We start from the raw sequence: 16,114 nt of genomic DNA on the forward strand, positions 1-16,114 counted from the left end.
CTCGAATCGCCGACCGAGGCCCCGTGTCACCGGGTCGCCTGTTTCCACTCTCGGAGCCCGACGGTCTCCCCGTCGAGCGCCGTCGGGTCCGCCTCGGTCGCCGCCCAGACGAACATCGGCGCGACGGAGTCCGGATCGCGGCCGGTCCCGCCCGAGAGGTCCGTCGCGACGGTACCGGGATCCAGACAGCCGACGACGTACTCGGTGTCCGCGGCGAACCCGCGAGCTACCGCCTCCGCCGTCGCCTTCGAGACCGCATAGGAGCCGTAGCCCGCGTCCCCGTCTCGAGCGATCGCACCCGTCGGAACGAGGGTCCGCGCGCCGTCGTTCAGATGGGGCAGCGACTCGCGGATGGTCGCGTACGCGCCGCGCCCGTTCGTCCGCCAGTGGTCGTCGAACGCCGAGTACGACTCGTCGTCCATCGGCGTCCGCCCCGGTTCGCCGTGATAGACCCCTGCCGCGGGAACGACGACATCGATTCCGCCCTCCGAGCCCGCTCGCGCGGCGGTCTCGGTCAGCCGTTCCACGTCGTACTCGTCCCGGACGTCGGTCCGGTGCCCGTCGGCGGTCCCGCCCGCCCGCTCGAGGTCGTCGATGGTCGCCGCGACGCCGTCGGCGTCTCGAGCGCCGACGACGACGGTCGCTCCCTCGGTCGTGAACGCTTCGGCGACGGCACGGCCGATGCCGCGCGTACCGCCGGTCACGACGGCTGTCGTTCCGTCCATACGTCCGCTACGCGAGCCAGCCACAGGAATCCCCGGGGAACGCACGGCTGCCGGCGGACGGAAGCCGTCCATCGCTCACCCTCCCCGATAACCGGTCGGGTTCCCTACCTATGTGTGAACCACGTTTAACACAGGTCAGCTACTCATGTCGACCATGCAATCGCTGGCCGGTGAGTCGGTCGTCGTGATCGGGAGCGGGATCGGTGGGCTCTCGACGGCCTGTTATCTCGCCGATGCGGGTGCCGACGTACGCGTCATCGAAAAGAACGAACAGCTCGGCGGCCGGGCGAGCCGACTCGAGAAAGACGGGTTCCGGTTCGATATGGGGCCCTCGTGGTATCTGATGCCCGACGTCTTCGAGCGCTTTTTCGCCGAGTTCGGCCGGACGCCGAGTGAGTATTACGACCTCGAACACCTCGATCCACACTATCGGATCTTCTTCAAGGACGGAGACCGGGTCGACGTCACGCCGGACTTGGAGCGGACGAAAGACGTCTTCGAGGAGTACGAACGGGGGGCGGGCGAGGCCCTGGAGCGATACCTCGAGAAGTCCAAAGAGAACTACGAGGTCGGGATGGAACACTTCGTCTACGAGGACCGGCCGCGGCTGCGGGACTACCTCGATCTCGACGTCGCCCGACAGGCTCGCGGCCTCTCCCTGCTGGGTTCGATGCAGGGCCACGTCGAGGGCTACTTCGACCACCCGAAACTCCAGCAGATCATGCAGTACACGCTGGTGTTTCTGGGCGGTTCGCCGACGAACACGCCGGCGCTGTACAACCTGATGAGCCACGTCGATTTCAACCTCGGCGTCTGGTACCCCGAGGGCGGGATCGGCGCGGTCATCGACGGGATCACGGACCTCGGCCGGGAACTCGGCGTCGAGTACGAGACAGGTCGCCCGGCGACGGAGATCAAGGGACGTACGGGCGGGTTCGAGGTCGAGACCGCCTCGGGACCGATCCCGGCGGATCTGGTCGTCAGCAACGCCGACTACGCTCACACCGAACAGGAGCTTCTCACCCCCGAACGGCGCGGCTACGACGCCGACTACTGGGAGGACCGGACCTACGCGCCCTCCGCCTTCCTGCTCTATCTGGGCGTCGAGGGTGAGGTCGACGAACTCGCACATCACACGCTCGTGCTGCCGACCGACTGGCAGGACCACTTCGACAAGATCTTCGAGGACCCACAGTGGCCCGACGACCCCGCCTACTACCTGTGTGTCCCCTCCGAAACGGACGACACCGTCGCGCCCGAGGGCCATAGCACCCTCTTTGCCCTCGTCCCGATCGCACCCGGCCTCGAGGACACACCCGAAATCCGCGACGAGTACCGCGATCGGGTCCTCGCGGACATCGCCGCGAACACGGGCACCGACCTCCGGGACCGGATCGTCCTCGAGGAACGGTTCACCGTCTCCGACTTCGCGAACCGGTACAACAGCCACGACGGGACGGCACTGGGGATGGCCCACACCCTCCGCCAGACGGCGCTTTTCAGGCCGCCACACCGCTCGAAAGAAGTCGACGGACTCTACTTCGTCGGCGGCGATACCACGCCCGGAATCGGCATGCCCATGTGTCTCATCAGCGGCGAACTGACCGCCGACGCGGTCCTCGACGATCACGGGACCGCACACACGCCGTGACGGCCGCTCGAGCGGTCCGGCGGACCGAACGCACCGGGCGACGCGACCGACGCTCCCCGGAGCGAGACGACCGACCGCGCCGCGGACGTCGGCGCGGGACAGCCTCGAGACCGCATCGATGACCTCGGAACCGACCGCAGCGGGCGAGACCGACCGCGGCGAGCAGCTGTCGTACCTGCTGTCGCTTTCGCGGCCGCGGTTCTGGCTCTATCTCGCGGGGCCGGTCGTCGTCGGCGTCGCCTACGCCGCCGACGCCCCCGACGAGCTGTTCACGCCGGCCACGGTCGCGCTGTTCGTCTACTTTCTCCTGCCGGCCAACGTCTTCCTCTACGGCATCAACGACCTCTACGACCGGGAGATCGACGCCGCGAACCCGAAAAAGGAGGATCGGGAGACGCGCTATCGAGGACAGGGGTACGTCCCGGCGGCCGTCGGGCTCTGTGCGGCGCTGGCGATCCTGCTCGTCCCGCTAGTCGGGGCGGCCGCGGTGCCCTGGCTCGCGGCCTTCCTCGTCCTCGGGGCGGCCTACAGCGCCCCGCCGGCGCGACTCAAGACGACGCCGCTGCTCGATTCGGTCTCGAACGGGCTCTACGTCACGCCCGGGATCGCCGCGTACGCGGCTGTCGCCGGCACCGGACCGCCCCTCCTCGCGATCGGCGGCGGCTGGCTCTGGGCCATGGGAATGCACACCTTCTCCGCGATCCCCGACATCGAACCGGACCGCGAGACGGGGATTCGTACGACCGCGACGATCCTCGGCGAACCGCGGACCTACGCCTACTGCGGCGCGTGCTGGCTCGCCAGCGCCGTCGCCTTCGGCGCGATCGACGTTCGACTGGGCGCGTTGCTCCTCGTCTATCCCGCGCTCGTGGCCGCCATCGCGACCGCGAGCGTCGCCGTCGACCGCGCGTACTGGTGGTTCCCGGCGATCAACACCGTCGTCGGCGCGGCGTTGACTATGGGCGGGCTCTGGAGGCTGCTGTATGGATAGCGGCGAGCCGACCCCGCCGGGGTCGGACGCCGAGACCTCGAGTCCGCGTTCCGGCGACGCGACCCTCGACGATTCGACCCGGGCGACCGTCCAGCGCCGCCTCGAGGCGCTGATCCGCGAGAACCGGTTTACCATCGCGGTCGTCTTCCCCGTGATCGGTGCGGTGACGCTGGTCGCCAGCGCGGAAGGGCTGCTCCCGGCGGCGCTGTCGTACAACCCACTCTTGATCCTGTTCGGGACGCTGGTGATGCGCTCGCCGCTGGTCGTCGCCCTGTTACCGCAGGTCGACAGACGGGCGGCCCTGCCGTTGACCGTCCTGATCGCCTACACCTACGGGATCGAACTGCTGGGCGTTCGGACGGGCTGGCCCTACGGGACCTTCGAGTACGGGATCAGCCTCGGGCCGATGCTCGGCGGCGAGGTGCCGCTTGCCCTGCCGCTGTTTTTCGTCCCGCTGGTGTTGAACGCGTACCTGCTGACGTTGCTGGCGCTTGGCGACCGGGTTGCTCGGCTCGTCCCCCGACTGCTCGGCGCAATCGCCGCCGTGGTAGCGGTCGATCTGGTCCTCGATCCGGCAGCCGTCGCCATCGGTTTCTGGTCGTACGTGCCGCCCGGCGGCTACTACGGCGTCCCGCTCTCGAACTACCGAGGCTGGCTCCTCTCTGGGACCGTCGCCGTCGTCCTCGTCGAACTCGCCTTCGACCGGCGGGCGCTCGTCGACCGCGTCCGGGCCTGCGAGTTCGCGCTGGACGACCTGGTGAGCTTCGTCCTCCTGTGGGGTGCGATCAACCTCCTCTATACGAACTGGCTGGCGGCCGGGGTGGCCGGCGCGTTCTGTCTCGGCCTGCTCCGGACCGACCGCTACGACCTCGGGATGGTCCGAGGAACGTAACGGGGAGTCCGGCCCGCATCGAACGCAGTCGAGTATGCCGGCCACTCGCTTTTGCTCGTGGCCCTCGTGGCCCCCGTATGGCGACCAAAGAACCCCTCGAGTGTCCGGTCTGTCGCGAGCCGCCAAGGGCCGGCCGGCAACTCGAGGACCATCTGGTCGACGAACACGAAAAGCGCAAGCTGGCGAAGTTCATCGTCGCCGAGACGGCGGCGCTGACGACCGACGACGTCTCGGAGTGATCAGACGAACAGGCTCGAGATGGCGTCGCCCAGCAGGAGTAGTAACACGACTGCGGCGACGGTTATCGCGAGCCAGACGCCGAGACCGATCGCCGTCGTCCGGGCCATGCGTTTGTCGTTGCCGGTGATATCGGACCCTGTGTCCGTGGACATACCGTCGGTTACGGGACCGGTCACAACGAAGGAATAGCCACCATATCGAGGGGTTTCAAAAGCTACCGCGTCGGGATACCGTCGCCGTGTTCGGGCCCGTGACGGCTGGGCTCGCGGGTCGGCACCGCCGACACCCGCTGGAACACCGCTTCCGGATCCCGGTTCCAGTGCCAGTGCCAGCGCGTCTTCGCGAGACACCACAGCTTCCGAGCCGTCGACAGCGACGGCTCGGCGGAGAGGACGTCGTACTCCTGGGCGCGGATGAGCGAGTGGTGTTCCGCATAGAGGACCGCCGCCAGCAACACGGGCAGCTGGCAGTCCTCGGGGAGATACCGGATGCCGGCGACCCCTTCTCGGTAGAGATCCTCGGTTCGTTTGAGTTCGGCCTCCATCGCCGCCGCGAACGACTCGGAGTGTTCGAGGCGTTCGACCTGCGCCGGATCGACGCCGTGTTCACGAAGCGTCTCCTGTGGGATGTAGATCCGATCTCGCTCGACGACGTCTTCCCGAACGTCCCGCAGGAAGTTCGTCATCTGGAACGCCTCGCCGAGTGTCACCGCGTGGGGGATCGCCGTCTCCTCGGCCTCGGGCTCCATGATAGCGGTCATCATCACGCCGACCGCAGCCGCCGACCCGCGCATGTACGACTCCAGGTCCGCGTAGGTCTCGTACCGGTGGGTGTCGATGTCCGTCGCCATCGCGTCGATGAAGACGTCGACCTCGCGGTCGCTGATGCCGTATCGCTCCCGAAGCTCGACGAACGCCTCGAGGACCGGATCGTCGGGCTCGCGTTCTCCCAGTGCCTGTTCCCGGAGTTCCTCGAGTTGTGCGCGCTGTTGGGCCGGGTCGACGCCCGCGGCGTCGTCGACGACCTCGTCGGCGATCCGAAAGAACGCGTAGAGGACGTGCGTGGCGTGTCGCACTCGCTCGGGGAGAAACCGCGTCGCGAGATAGAACGTCTTCCCGGTCCGCTTCTGTATCGCCTTGCCTGCGTCGATGTGTTCCTGTTGCATTCTCTGTTGCTGACCCTACCCGCCGGCGAACGGATGTATACGGTACGACAGGAGAGTATAAAGTAGCATACCCTCACTATGTTCAGAATCGCTGTCGGACGACGGTCCCGCTCCCGACACAGTCCCATCGACCGACGGATCGGACTGCCATGAGTCGGCTCCGGTGTGACTGCAGGACGGAGACGGTCGCACCGGGAACTCGGGACACCGATCCGTCTCAGTCGAACAGTTCCTCGAGGACCTTCCGCTGGGCGGTCCGGAGGTGCTGGTGGAACGTCGACCGGGAGATATCCATCGAGTCGGCCAGTTCCTCGCCGGAGATGTCGCGGGGCCACTCGAAGTAATTCGCGTGGTACGCCTTTCGCAACGCCAGCAACTGCCGGTCGGTCAGCGACGACTCGAGCCGCGCCGAGACGTCGTGTGGCCGTTGGCTCGGCTCCTCCTGTTCGTGGTAGCTGATCAGTTCGACCCGATCGTACCGACGTTCGAGGAGGTCGTACGCGGAGCGAGCGGACCGGCTGTCGGGAAACTCGACGGCGAGGTCGGCGACGCCGTCGCTGACCGACAACTCCTGTACTACCGCGCCGTGTTCGTTCAGCGCCGTTACTGGGCCGTCCCCCGCGGTGACCTCGAGGAGGGTCCCGCCGTCGTTTTTCGAAAGGACCGAGAGGTCGCGGACGTCCGCGTCCGGTGCGAGGACCGCCTCCTGGTCGATCTCGCGATCGGCATACAGGAGCAACTGCGGCGTCTCGTCGGCGTCGTAGGTCAGCCCGCGGTAGCTGATCGTCGCATCGACGCGCTCGGACAGCGACGTGACGAACAGCGACGGGTCCTCGACGGCGGCCTCGATCGAGACGACGGCCTCGCTCGTGAGCATCCGCCTGGCCTCGAGGGCGTTCATCGCGGTCGCGACCGTCCCAGCGAGCGACTCGAGGACCAGCGACTCCCGCTCGTCGAAGGCATCCGTTTCGTCGGCAAACACCACGAGGACGCCGTAGGTCACGTCGCCGTAGGCAAGCGGCAACGCGGCGACCGACTGGAACCGCTCGCCGGCTCCCACGGGCCACCAGCGGTCGGCGTCGTCGAACGCGTCGATATCGTCGATCACCTGTGGCTCGCGGTCGACGAAGGCCCGGACGGCGGGATGGGACTCGTCGCTCTCGAGGACGAGTTCGTCGTCCTCGAGCGGGACGTCGTCGCGACTGTCCCACTCGCGGGGCGAGAGCCGCTGTCTCGTGACGTCGACCCGGCCGGTCCAGGCGAGGACGTACGGATCGGTGTCGGTCAACCGCGTACAGACGTCGCGCTCGAGGGCCGCCCGGGTCTCCGCACCGACCGCCGCATCGGTGATCTCGGTGACGAGCCCGTCGACCCGCTCGAGGACGTGTTCGACGGTTTCCCGTTCCGCACGGATTCGGCGTTCGTTCTCCTCGGCGGCGATCTCGGCCAGTTTCCGGTCGGTGATCTCGAGGTGAACCAGCGACGCCAGCCGCCGGCCGTCGTGTGAAAACCGGGTGACGCGCATCAGGAACCAGTGCTTCCGATCGGGCGAGTGACACGGATACTCCATGGAAAACTCATCCCGGTCGCCCGCGAGGACGGCCTCGATCCCCTCGACCGCCCGCCGGGCGTGTTCGTCCTCGGCCGTCGTGGCGTTCGCGAGGTAGTCGACACCGACGTGATCCGTGGGACCGTCCGCGGGACCGAACTCGCGCCAGGAACGATTGGTCAACAGGATCTCTCCGTTCTCATCGATGAGTGCGACGGTGATCGGAAGGTCCTCGAGCGCCGACGCAGCGAGTTCGTGCCGAGTGCCCATCGGTCCGACGTACGGGATTGGCCCTCTTAACACGATTGGACGGTCGTGCGTGCTGGACCGAACCGCTCGGCCCCAGCATCTCGGCGATCCTCGCCCCACCGATGTCCGACGAGCCGACCACTGTGAGCGACGTCGGCGACTGCTCATGCTCTCATCGAGACGTTTAATTGGCTGTTTGATAGTTTCGACAACGCTTTTATTACTGTTCGTGGACGGCTCCCACGGAGATCCGGCGTCCCGGACTGCCGAACCGACGACTCGAGCGCTGAACCGGGCGTCCCGCCGGCCCGCAGTTCGCCCGTCGACGGACGCTCGAGGACGGTGGCCGATCCGTCGAGCCGATCTCCGAACTCGTCCACGCGTTCCCCTGTCAGACGCGGTCGCGGCCGATCGTCGCGATCGGCCGCTCGACCCGTCGGAGCCGGTGAGAGATCTCCGAATGTGAACAAATACCTATGTATGGTCATGACATAGAGTAGCTCATGGCACAGGATCAAGCGACGCGCGGACGGTCACGGTGTCGCAACTGTGGCTTCGAAGCACCCGGCGGAGACGACGACTGGCGGCGGATCGAGGTCCCGAAACTGGGCCGGATGACCCAGTGTCCGGACTGTGAGAGTACGGACGTCATCACCACCCGCTGAGTTTCACCCGACGAGCGTCGGGCCGGCCACGAACAGACTCTTCAACGGCTCGCCCCTACTGCGGGTATGAGCAACGAACCAGCGGAAACCCCGTCGGGCGACGAGGAGTGGCGCGACCGACTGAGCGACGAGGAGTACCGAATCCTCCGGGAAGCGGGAACCGAGCCGGCGTTCAGCGGCGAGTACGTCGACCACAAGGAAGACGGCACCTACGCCTGTGCCGGCTGCGGTGCCGAACTGTTCGACTCCGAGACGAAGTTCGAGTCCGGCTGTGGCTGGCCCAGCTTCTACGATACCGACAGCGACCGGGTCGAAACCCGCCTCGATACGAGCCACGGGATGCGACGGACGGAAGTGGTGTGTGCGAACTGCGGCGGTCACCTGGGTCACGTCTTCGACGACGGCCCCGAACCGACCGGCAAGCGATACTGCATCAACTCCGTCGCGCTGGATTTCGACGACGAGTGATGGCCCGACTCGAGGGGGCTTCGCCGGCGACTGCACATGGACGGGCCACCGGCCGTCGTTCGGACGGGCTGCGGCGGTAGCGACTGCACGGCCGACCGGTAGCGACCGCCGAGTTCCGAGATTCAACCCGAGCGGCAAATAGGGCCGGTATCTAAACTAAACTGGCCCATTATGTCCAATATTCAACCACCAATCGATCTCCTTCCGGAACATTCATACTTCAGGTGGCGGAACGGTCGACCATGACGCCCGAAGCGACACCGGTCGGACGAGAGGCGGACAGGGCGAGCGACGTCGTCGCCGCGGTCGACGAGATCGACGGTCGGCCGCATCTCGTCGTCGCCGACATCGCTCGAGACGACGCCTGGATCGCGATGGCCGAGTCGGCGGCCGTCGCCGTCGAAGACCACCGGTAGGCCGCTCGGGAGTTTTCTCACGCCGTCGCGGGCTTCGCCAGCGACCGCTCTCGCCCTCGCGATGCGCCGTACGGATCGTCGACGGTAACGGCGACACGGACGTTATCCGGCGGGACTCGAGCGGCGAACGCGTGTCGATTCCAGCGAGCGCGACCGGACCGATGGGTTCTATCGGCCGGAGGTCGTATCGGGAACGATGGCTTCCGAACGGCCGCTCGATGGCGCTCGACTCCTCGTCGTCGCACCCACCGAAGCGAGACCCGAGCCGCTGGCGAGCGTCCTCGACGACGACGCGTTCGACGCGACCGCGGTGTCGACCGCCACGGCGGCGCTCGAGCGCCTCGAAACGACGTCCGTCGACTGTCTGTTGACCGTCCAGTCGCTCCCGGATCGGAGCGGGCTCGCCCTCCTCGAGGCGGTCAGGGAACGCGAGCCCGACCTGCCGGTCGTCCTCGCACCGATCGACGGCGACGAGTCGGTCGCGAGCGCGGCGATCGCCGCGGACGTCTCGGCGTACGTCCCCCTCGACGGCTCCCCCGACGGACCGGACGAGGACCTCCGGCCGGCGATCGAACGGGCGCTGTCGGCCGCCAGCGGTCGCCGGTGGCGGCGGGACCGCGCTCGAGCGTTCGACGCCGTCTTCGACGATCCGGAGGCGTACGGCTGGCTGCTCGCGCCGGACGGGACCGTGCGGCGGGCCAACGAGCCCGCGCTCGAGGCGATCGACGCGACCGCGACCGACGTCCGCGGCCGCCCCTTCGCTGACCTCCCGTGGTGGGAGTCGGCCGTCGACGGGGAAGCGGTCCTCCGGGACGCGATCGATGCGGCCGCGAGCGGGGAGATCACACACCGTGAGCTGACGTGTGTCCGCGCCGACGGTGCCGGTGCGACCGCTCGAGACGGGAGCGACGCCGCGGCGGAGACCGACGATTCCGATCGGCGTCGAACGTTCGAGGTGACCGTCCGGCCGATCCGCGACGAGTCCGGGACCGTCGTCTCGCTGTTCGCGCGGGCGGACGACGTCACCGAGCGCGCTCGCCTCGAGCGGGAGTTACGCGAGTCCGAGCAGCTGCACCGCGTGACGCTCAACAACATGACCGACACGGTCCTCATCACCGACGACGACGGGGCGTTCACCTACGTCTGTCCGAACGTCCACTTCGTCTTCGGCTACTCCGACGACGAGATCCACGAGATGGGGACCATCGACGAACTGCTCGGGCCGGACCTCTTCGACCGCGACGAACTCGAGGCGGCCGGCGTCCTGACCAACATCGAGTGTACTGCCACTGACAGGGCGGGCCGGGAACACACCCTGCTGGTCAACGTCCGGGAAGTCTCGATTCAGGGCGGGACGACCCTCTACAGTTGCCGCGACGTGACGACGCGGAAACGCCGCGAGGAGGCGCTGACGGCGCTGCACCGAACCACGCGGGAACTGCTGTACGCCGAGACGGACCGCGAGATCGCCGATATCGTCGTCGACGACGCGACGGACGTTCTCGACCTCGAGGCCAGCGCCGCGTACCTGTTCGATACGGACGAGAACGTCCTGCGGCCGGCCGCGTCCTCGCCGGCCATGGAGCGGTTACACGGCCCGGTCCGGGACCATCGGGCGACGGACGACAGCGTTCCCGGTCGCGTCTTCGTCGACGGCGAGAGCCGGTTCTTCGCGGACGTCCACGAGTCGCCGTCGCTTTCGAACCCCGGAACCGAACTGCGAAGCGTCGCGTACGTTCCGCTCGGGGACCACGGCGTCTTCGTCGCGGGCTCGAGCGAGCCGGACGCCTTCGACGACGTCGCTCGCGAGTTGACGGACCTGCTGGCCACGACCGCCGAGGCCGCGCTCGACCGCGTCGGGCGCGAGCGAACGCTGCGCGACCGCGACCGCGAACTCGAGCGGCGCAACCGCCAGCTCACCCGTTTGAACGGCGTCAACGAGATCATTAGGGACCTCGATCAGGCGCTGGTCGGCGCGGAGACCCGCGACGAGATCGAACGCGCCGTCTGCGACCGACTCACGACCGCCGACCGGTTTTCGTTCGCCTGGATCGGGGCGGCCGACGCCGGCGACGATCGGCTCGCGGTCCGCGCCGACGGCGGCGCGACCGAGGGCGGGTCGTATCTCGACAGCGTGTCGCTCTCGCTGACCGGGGGCACCGAACCCGCGGTCAGGACCGCGACCGACCGGGCGGTAACCGGCGTCGCGAACGTCGCCGACGGGCTCCGCGAGGAACCGTGGCGGTCGGAAGCGCTCGCCTGTGAGTTCCAGTCCGCCGTGAGCGTCCCGCTGTCATACGACGACTTCACGTACGGCGTCCTGACCGTCTACGCCGATCGGCCCGACGCGTTCGACGAGATGGTCCGGACCGTCCTCGCCGAACTCGGGGAGACGATCGCCGCCGCGATCGCCGCCGTCGAGCGCAAGCGCGCGCTCCTTTCGGACTCGAGTACGCGCCTCGAGTTCGCGGTCGGCGACGAGACGGTCCTCTTTACCCGCCTCGCCCGACGGACCGATTGCACCGTCTCGTTCGACGGCGGCGTTCGCCACCGCGAGGACGGTGCGACCGTCGTCGCGACGGTCGAGGGTGCGTCGCCCGACGCCGTCGCCGCCGTGGCCACGGACCTCGTCACCGTCGAGGGGGCGCGGGTCATCGGCCGTGACGGCGCCGATGACGACGGCTCCGACGAGGACACCGGCGGAGCGGTCCTGCTGGATCTCTCGCGGCCGGTTCTCGCATTGCAACTCGCGGACCACGGGGTCCTGCTGCGCGGCGTGGAGGCGACCCCCACCGACACGCGGGTCGTCGTGGACGTCCCCAGTTCCGTCGACGCGCGGGGCGGTGCCGACGTCGTCTCGACGGTGTTCTCCGAGGTCGAACTCCGGTCGAAACGATCCGTCGAACGGACGACCCCGCGTGACTTCCACGCGAGCCTCCGCGACCGGCTTACCGACCGCCAACTCGAGGTCGTGCGGCTCGCATATTACGGCGGCTACTTCGAGTCACCCCGCGCGCAGTCCGGCGAATCGATCGCCGAGACACTCGACATCTCGCCCGCAGCGTTTTACCGGCACGTCCGGACCGTCCAGCGGAAACTCTTCGCGATCGTGTTCGACGAGATCGGACTGCCGGCAAACCCGTCTCGAGGGGTTGAATAGTGAACCCCCCACTAATCGCCGACGCTAGCTATCTGACGAATAGGTTCATCCTAATATCCCTATTATTCCTAAGTGCGACGAACGCACGATCAGCCGCGCTCGTCATCTCTCACATGCAACACAAAGACGCCGAACTCGACCCCGAGACGGAATCGACCTACGAGTGTTTCGAATGCGGTACTGTCGTCCGCGCTGCCGCGCCGGACGCCTGTCCCGAGTGCGGGGCCGAAATGCGAAACCGGCGCACACCGATCGAGTAACGATGTCATCACAAAAGCGTTCTTCGCCGTCGAACCGGGAAGCAACGGCTGAATCGTCCGACCCGGAAACCGCACTCGAGACGGCACGCCGGCAACTCGATCGTGCCGCCGCCCGACTGGACGTCGACGACGCGGCCCTCGAGCGGCTGCGCCACCCCGCGTCGGTCCACGAGGTAACGGTACCCCTCGAGCGCGACGACGGATCGGTCGAGGTCTTCACCGGCTACCGGGCCAAACACGACAGCGTTCGCGGCCCCTTCAAGGGCGGGCTGCGCTATCATCCCGACGTGACCCGCGACGAGTGTGTCGGGCTCTCGATGTGGATGACCTGGAAGTGTGCGGTGATGGACCTGCCCTTCGGCGGCGCGAAAGGCGGGATCGTCGTCGACCCCAAGCGCCTGAGCGACGACGAGACCGAACGGCTCACGCGGCGGTTCGCACAGGAACTGCGCGACGTGATCGGGCCGAAGACGGACATCCCCGCGCCGGACATGGGGACCGATCCGCAGACGATGGCGTGGCTGATGGACGCCTACAGTATGCAGGAAGGCGAGACCATCCCCGGCGTCGTCACCGGCAAACCGCCCGTCATCGGCGGCAGTTACGGCCGCGAGGAAGCGCCGGGGCGGAGCGTCGCCATCGTCACTCGGGAGACCTGCGAGTACTACGACTACCCCCTCTCCGAGACGACCGTCGCCGTTCAGGGCTTCGGCAGCGTCGGTGCCAACGCCGCCCGCCTGCTCGCCGACTGGGGCGCAACCGTCGTCGCCGTCAGCGACGTCAACGGCGGGGTCTACGACCCGGACGGGATCGACGTCGCGGCGATCCCCTCCCACGACGAGGAGCCCGAAGCCGTCACCCGGTTCGCGGCCGGCCTCACCGAGGACGACAGTCCGCGCCGGCTCTCGAACGAAGAATTGCTCGAGCTAGACGTCGACGTTCTGGTCCCAGCCGCGATCGGCAACGTCATCACCGCCGACAACGCCGACGCGATCGCCGCGGACATCGTCGTCGAAGGTGCCAACGGGCCGACGACGTTCGCGGCCGACACAATCCTCGAGGAACGCGGGATCCACGTAATCCCGGACATCCTCGCGAACGCGGGCGGCGTCACCGTCTCTTACTTCGAGTGGCTGCAGGACATCAACCGCCGTGCGTGGGCGCTCGAGCGGGTCAACGAGGAACTCGAGTCCGAGATGGTCCGGGCCTGGACCGCCCTAAAAGACGAGGTCGAACGGGCGGACGTCTCGTGGCGCGACGCCGCCTACGCCGTCGCGCTCGAGCGGGTCGCCGAGGCCCACGAGGCGCGCGGCCTGTGGCCGTGATCGAGAGAATCCGGTGACCCTCCGCTTTCAGGAGGGAGAAAACGATAGCAGCCACTGAACGTCATTTCGCTCCCGATCGCACGACGGCGTCGCGATCAGTGTATTTCGCTCGCCTCACTCGAGGTATTCGAGCGCTTCGTCGTCACTGACCTGGCCGAAGGTCCGGTAGTACTGGCCGACGGCGCGGAAATCGGCCGGCGTCTCCAGCGCGATGATCTCGTCGGCCTCCCGCTCGAGGTCGTCGATCGCGCGCGGGGAGCCGACGGGGACGGCGAGCCCGACCCACTCCGGGCCGGCCTCGCGGACCTGTCGGAGGCAGGCGGTCGCGGTCGCGCCGGTCGCGACGCCGTCGTCGACGACCAGCACGCGTTTTCCCGCCAGCTCCGGCAGCCCGTCACCCTCGCGGTAGCGGTCGGCCTTCTCGCGGGCGTTTGCGGCTTCCTCGGTGCGGATTTCCTCGAGGTATTTTTCGTCTGGATCGAGCCGCTCGAGCAGGCCGTCGTTGTACCAGACGCTACCGTCGCTGGCGACGGCACCCAGGGCCACCTCGGGGTTTTCCGGCGCACCCAATTTACGGGCGACGACCACGTCGATGTCGGCCGCGAGCGCGTCGGCGACCGGCCGCGCGACGGGCAAGGCACCGCGGGGAATCCCGAGGACGACGTCGACGTCGAGGCCACGACCTACGAGCGCTGCGGCGAGGCGGTCGCCGGCGTCGGTTCTGTCCTCGAACATGGCTCGAGCTACGACGGCGATCCATATTAGCTTCCGCCGTCGGTGCTGGCCACAAACCGGAACTCGCCTGCCGAACGGCTACACGGGACCGCTCGGGACGTAAGATATGGGTCGCCTCCAGCAAACGCTCTCGAACGTCAGCGACGACACTGGACGGGACAACGGCCGCGTCGGTATCGTCGGCGGCAGCGTCGCGTATCCGAACCAGCCCGCGCTGGCCGGGCGTGCGGCGCTGCGGACCGGCTTCGACACGTCCGGGCGTTCGTCCCCGAACCGATCTACGAGGTCGTCGCGGGCCACTCACCGAACCTGCTCGTCGACCACTACGGCCGCGAGTCCTTCGCCGACGGCGCGATCGAACGGGCGCTCGAGGTGGCCGAGTGGGCCGACGCCGTCGTGATCGGCCCCGGCCTCGTCGACGCCGATCCCGACGCGGTATGCGAAGCGGTCGACCGCATCGAGACGCCGACCGTCGTCGATGCGCTGGCGATCGAACCCGCCCTCGAGGCCGACCTCTCGAACGTGATCCTGACGCCCAGTGGCTCCGAGGACGACCCGATCTACGAGGCCTACGGCTCGCTCGAGGCCTTTTCCGAGGAGACCGGCGCGGTCGTCACACTCACGGGCGGGGTCGACGAGATCGTCGCCGAGGGCGACCGGATCGAAAACGAGACCGATACGTCGGCTATGACCGTCGCCGGCACCGGCGACACGATGGCCGGAATCACGGCCTCGCTGCTCGGGCAGGGGACCGACCGCCGGGAGGCCGCCGAACTGGGCGCGTGGATCCTCGGCAAGACCGGCGAACTCGCGACCGCGGCGTACGGCCCCGGCGTCGTCGCGACCGACGTCATCGAGCGCATCCCCAAGGCGATCCGGTAGCCGCGAGTGCCGCTCGATCAGGACTCCCGCCGTCTTCGGAGCCGGCCCCGTACGATCGGCGTCGCCGGAAGGACGCCGACCTGGGTGCGTTCGATCTCGAGGACGTCGAACGCGTCGTGGCCGACGAACCGCTCGACGGTCTCGCGGTTCAGCTGACAGCCGCCCGCAGCCCGCTCCCAGATGGGGTTCAGTCGGTCCTGTACCCGCGCGCGCCAGCCGTCGTTGCGGACGTGTTCGAGAAAGCGCAGTTCCCCACCCGGCTCCAGCACGCGGGCGACCTCGTCCAACGCTCGGTCGGGGTCACCGATCGTACAGAAGACCAGACTCGAGATCACGGTCTCGAACGCGTCGTCGACGTACGGCAGCGACTCCGCGCGGTCGTCCCGGAGCTGGGTCCGCAGGGCCGACCGGTCGGCCGTCGATGCCGCCCGACGGCGCATGTTCGGGTCCGGCTCGACGGCGTGATACTCGAGGTCGTCGTCGCCGCCCGCGGCGACGTAGGGGATCATCGCGCCCGTCCCCGCGCCGAGGTCGAGGACCCGCCCCGAGAGATCGGCCGCGAGATACTCACGGTGAGGGCCGACCAGCAGTCGGTCCGGCATACACCGGTCATAGAGGGCCGCAAAGCAGGGGTGGTCGATTCGCCGTTCACCCATTGTGCGCGAAGAGAGACCGCTTCCCATTGTGACTCGGTCCAACCGACGAGGGCCCGACTGATACCCGTTTTCCCGCCCGCTCGAG

General features: G+C 68.0%; 16 protein-coding genes and 1 pseudogene. 11 read left to right on the forward strand and 6 right to left on the reverse strand.

From position 1 onward, the window contains the following. Positions 1-26 precede the first annotated feature (26 nt). Positions 27-725, reverse strand: a complete 699-nt coding sequence (locus ACSBP4_RS10470) for an SDR family NAD(P)-dependent oxidoreductase (protein WP_435552164.1) — start codon at positions 723-725, stop codon at positions 27-29. A 154-nt stretch (positions 726-879) separates the two neighbouring features. Here ACSBP4_RS10470 and ACSBP4_RS10475 point away from each other — a divergent pair, with 154 nt between their 5' ends. The 4 genes from ACSBP4_RS10475 to ACSBP4_RS10490 all read left to right on the forward strand — a co-directional run bounded on the left by ACSBP4_RS10475 (position 880) and on the right by ACSBP4_RS10490 (position 4,498). Then, a complete protein-coding gene (locus ACSBP4_RS10475) occupies positions 880-2,376 on the forward strand; it encodes a phytoene desaturase family protein (RefSeq protein ID WP_435552165.1) in 1,497 nt (498 codons plus the stop codon). 118 nt (positions 2,377-2,494) lie between these two features. Continuing rightward, positions 2,495-3,367 (forward strand): prenyltransferase, encoded by an 873-nt coding sequence (locus ACSBP4_RS10480; RefSeq protein WP_435552166.1) that lies wholly within the window; start codon positions 2,495-2,497, stop codon positions 3,365-3,367. Further along, positions 3,360-4,259: a bisanhydrobacterioruberin hydratase gene (cruF, locus tag ACSBP4_RS10485; RefSeq protein ID WP_435552167.1), complete on the forward strand. Its 900-nt coding sequence runs from the start codon at positions 3,360-3,362 to the stop codon at positions 4,257-4,259. Before ACSBP4_RS10480 ends, cruF begins: the two co-directional genes overlap by 8 nt. Positions 4,260-4,336: 77 nt before the next feature. Further along, positions 4,337-4,498: a hypothetical protein gene (locus tag ACSBP4_RS10490; RefSeq protein ID WP_006649528.1), complete on the forward strand. Its 162-nt coding sequence runs from the start codon at positions 4,337-4,339 to the stop codon at positions 4,496-4,498. Here ACSBP4_RS10490 and ACSBP4_RS10495 read toward each other — a convergent pair whose 3' ends face one another. The 3 genes from ACSBP4_RS10495 to ACSBP4_RS10505 all read right to left on the reverse strand — a co-directional run bounded on the left by ACSBP4_RS10495 (position 4,499) and on the right by ACSBP4_RS10505 (position 7,483). Beyond that, on the reverse strand, positions 4,499-4,651 hold the full coding sequence (locus ACSBP4_RS10495; RefSeq protein ID WP_006649529.1) for a hypothetical protein: 153 nt from the start codon (positions 4,649-4,651) through the stop codon (positions 4,499-4,501). 62 nt (positions 4,652-4,713) lie between these two features. Next, positions 4,714-5,664 carry a phytoene/squalene synthase family protein gene (locus tag ACSBP4_RS10500; RefSeq protein ID WP_049966207.1) on the reverse strand — a complete coding sequence of 317 codons (951 nt, stop codon included), beginning with the start codon at positions 5,662-5,664 and terminating at the stop codon, positions 4,714-4,716. Positions 5,665-5,881: 217 nt separating this feature from the next. Beyond that, positions 5,882-7,483: a bacterio-opsin activator domain-containing protein gene (locus ACSBP4_RS10505; RefSeq protein WP_435552168.1), complete on the reverse strand. Its 1,602-nt coding sequence runs from the start codon at positions 7,481-7,483 to the stop codon at positions 5,882-5,884. Positions 7,484-7,965: 482 nt separating this feature from the next. Here ACSBP4_RS10505 and ACSBP4_RS10510 point away from each other — a divergent pair, with 482 nt between their 5' ends. From ACSBP4_RS10510 to gdhB, 6 genes are all read left to right on the forward strand, one after another. Continuing rightward, on the forward strand, positions 7,966-8,127 hold the full coding sequence (locus ACSBP4_RS10510; protein ID WP_006179815.1) for a hypothetical protein: 162 nt from the start codon (positions 7,966-7,968) through the stop codon (positions 8,125-8,127). A gap of 66 nt (positions 8,128-8,193) precedes the next feature. Beyond that, entirely contained in the window at positions 8,194-8,595 is a 402-nt protein-coding gene (msrB, locus tag ACSBP4_RS10515; RefSeq protein WP_006649533.1) for a peptide-methionine (R)-S-oxide reductase MsrB, read from the forward strand. Positions 8,596-8,837: 242 nt separating this feature from the next. Beyond that, the gene (locus ACSBP4_RS10520) at positions 8,838-9,011 is read left to right on the forward strand and encodes a DUF7556 family protein (RefSeq protein ID WP_006649534.1); all 174 of its coding nucleotides are present in this window, start codon (positions 8,838-8,840) and stop codon (positions 9,009-9,011) included. A 196-nt stretch (positions 9,012-9,207) separates the two neighbouring features. Then, positions 9,208-12,171: a bacterio-opsin activator domain-containing protein gene (locus ACSBP4_RS10525; RefSeq protein ID WP_435552169.1), complete on the forward strand. Its 2,964-nt coding sequence runs from the start codon at positions 9,208-9,210 to the stop codon at positions 12,169-12,171. A 113-nt stretch (positions 12,172-12,284) separates the two neighbouring features. Beyond that, the gene (locus ACSBP4_RS10530; protein WP_006179819.1) at positions 12,285-12,431 is read left to right on the forward strand and encodes a rubrerythrin-like domain-containing protein; all 147 of its coding nucleotides are present in this window, start codon (positions 12,285-12,287) and stop codon (positions 12,429-12,431) included. A gap of 2 nt (positions 12,432-12,433) precedes the next feature. Continuing rightward, positions 12,434-13,756: a glutamate dehydrogenase GdhB gene (gene gdhB / locus ACSBP4_RS10535; protein ID WP_006649536.1), complete on the forward strand. Its 1,323-nt coding sequence runs from the start codon at positions 12,434-12,436 to the stop codon at positions 13,754-13,756. A 114-nt stretch (positions 13,757-13,870) separates the two neighbouring features. Here gdhB and ACSBP4_RS10540 read toward each other — a convergent pair whose 3' ends face one another. Then, the gene (locus tag ACSBP4_RS10540; protein WP_049966203.1) at positions 13,871-14,491 is read right to left on the reverse strand and encodes a phosphoribosyltransferase; all 621 of its coding nucleotides are present in this window, start codon (positions 14,489-14,491) and stop codon (positions 13,871-13,873) included. A 106-nt stretch (positions 14,492-14,597) separates the two neighbouring features. Here ACSBP4_RS10540 and ACSBP4_RS10545 point away from each other — a divergent pair. Next, positions 14,598-15,373: pseudogene (locus ACSBP4_RS10545) on the forward strand (NAD(P)H-hydrate dehydratase). 17 nt (positions 15,374-15,390) lie between these two features. On the opposite strand, the gene ACSBP4_RS10550 reads toward ACSBP4_RS10545, so the two are convergent. Next, complete coding sequence (locus ACSBP4_RS10550) at positions 15,391-16,029, reverse strand: class I SAM-dependent methyltransferase (RefSeq protein WP_435552170.1); 639 nt, start codon at positions 16,027-16,029, stop codon at positions 15,391-15,393. Positions 16,030-16,114 lie beyond the last annotated feature (85 nt).

Source organism: Natrinema sp. CGMCC1.2065 (assembly GCF_051225675.1).
Classification (GTDB): domain Archaea; phylum Halobacteriota; class Halobacteria; order Halobacteriales; family Natrialbaceae; genus Natrinema; species Natrinema thermotolerans.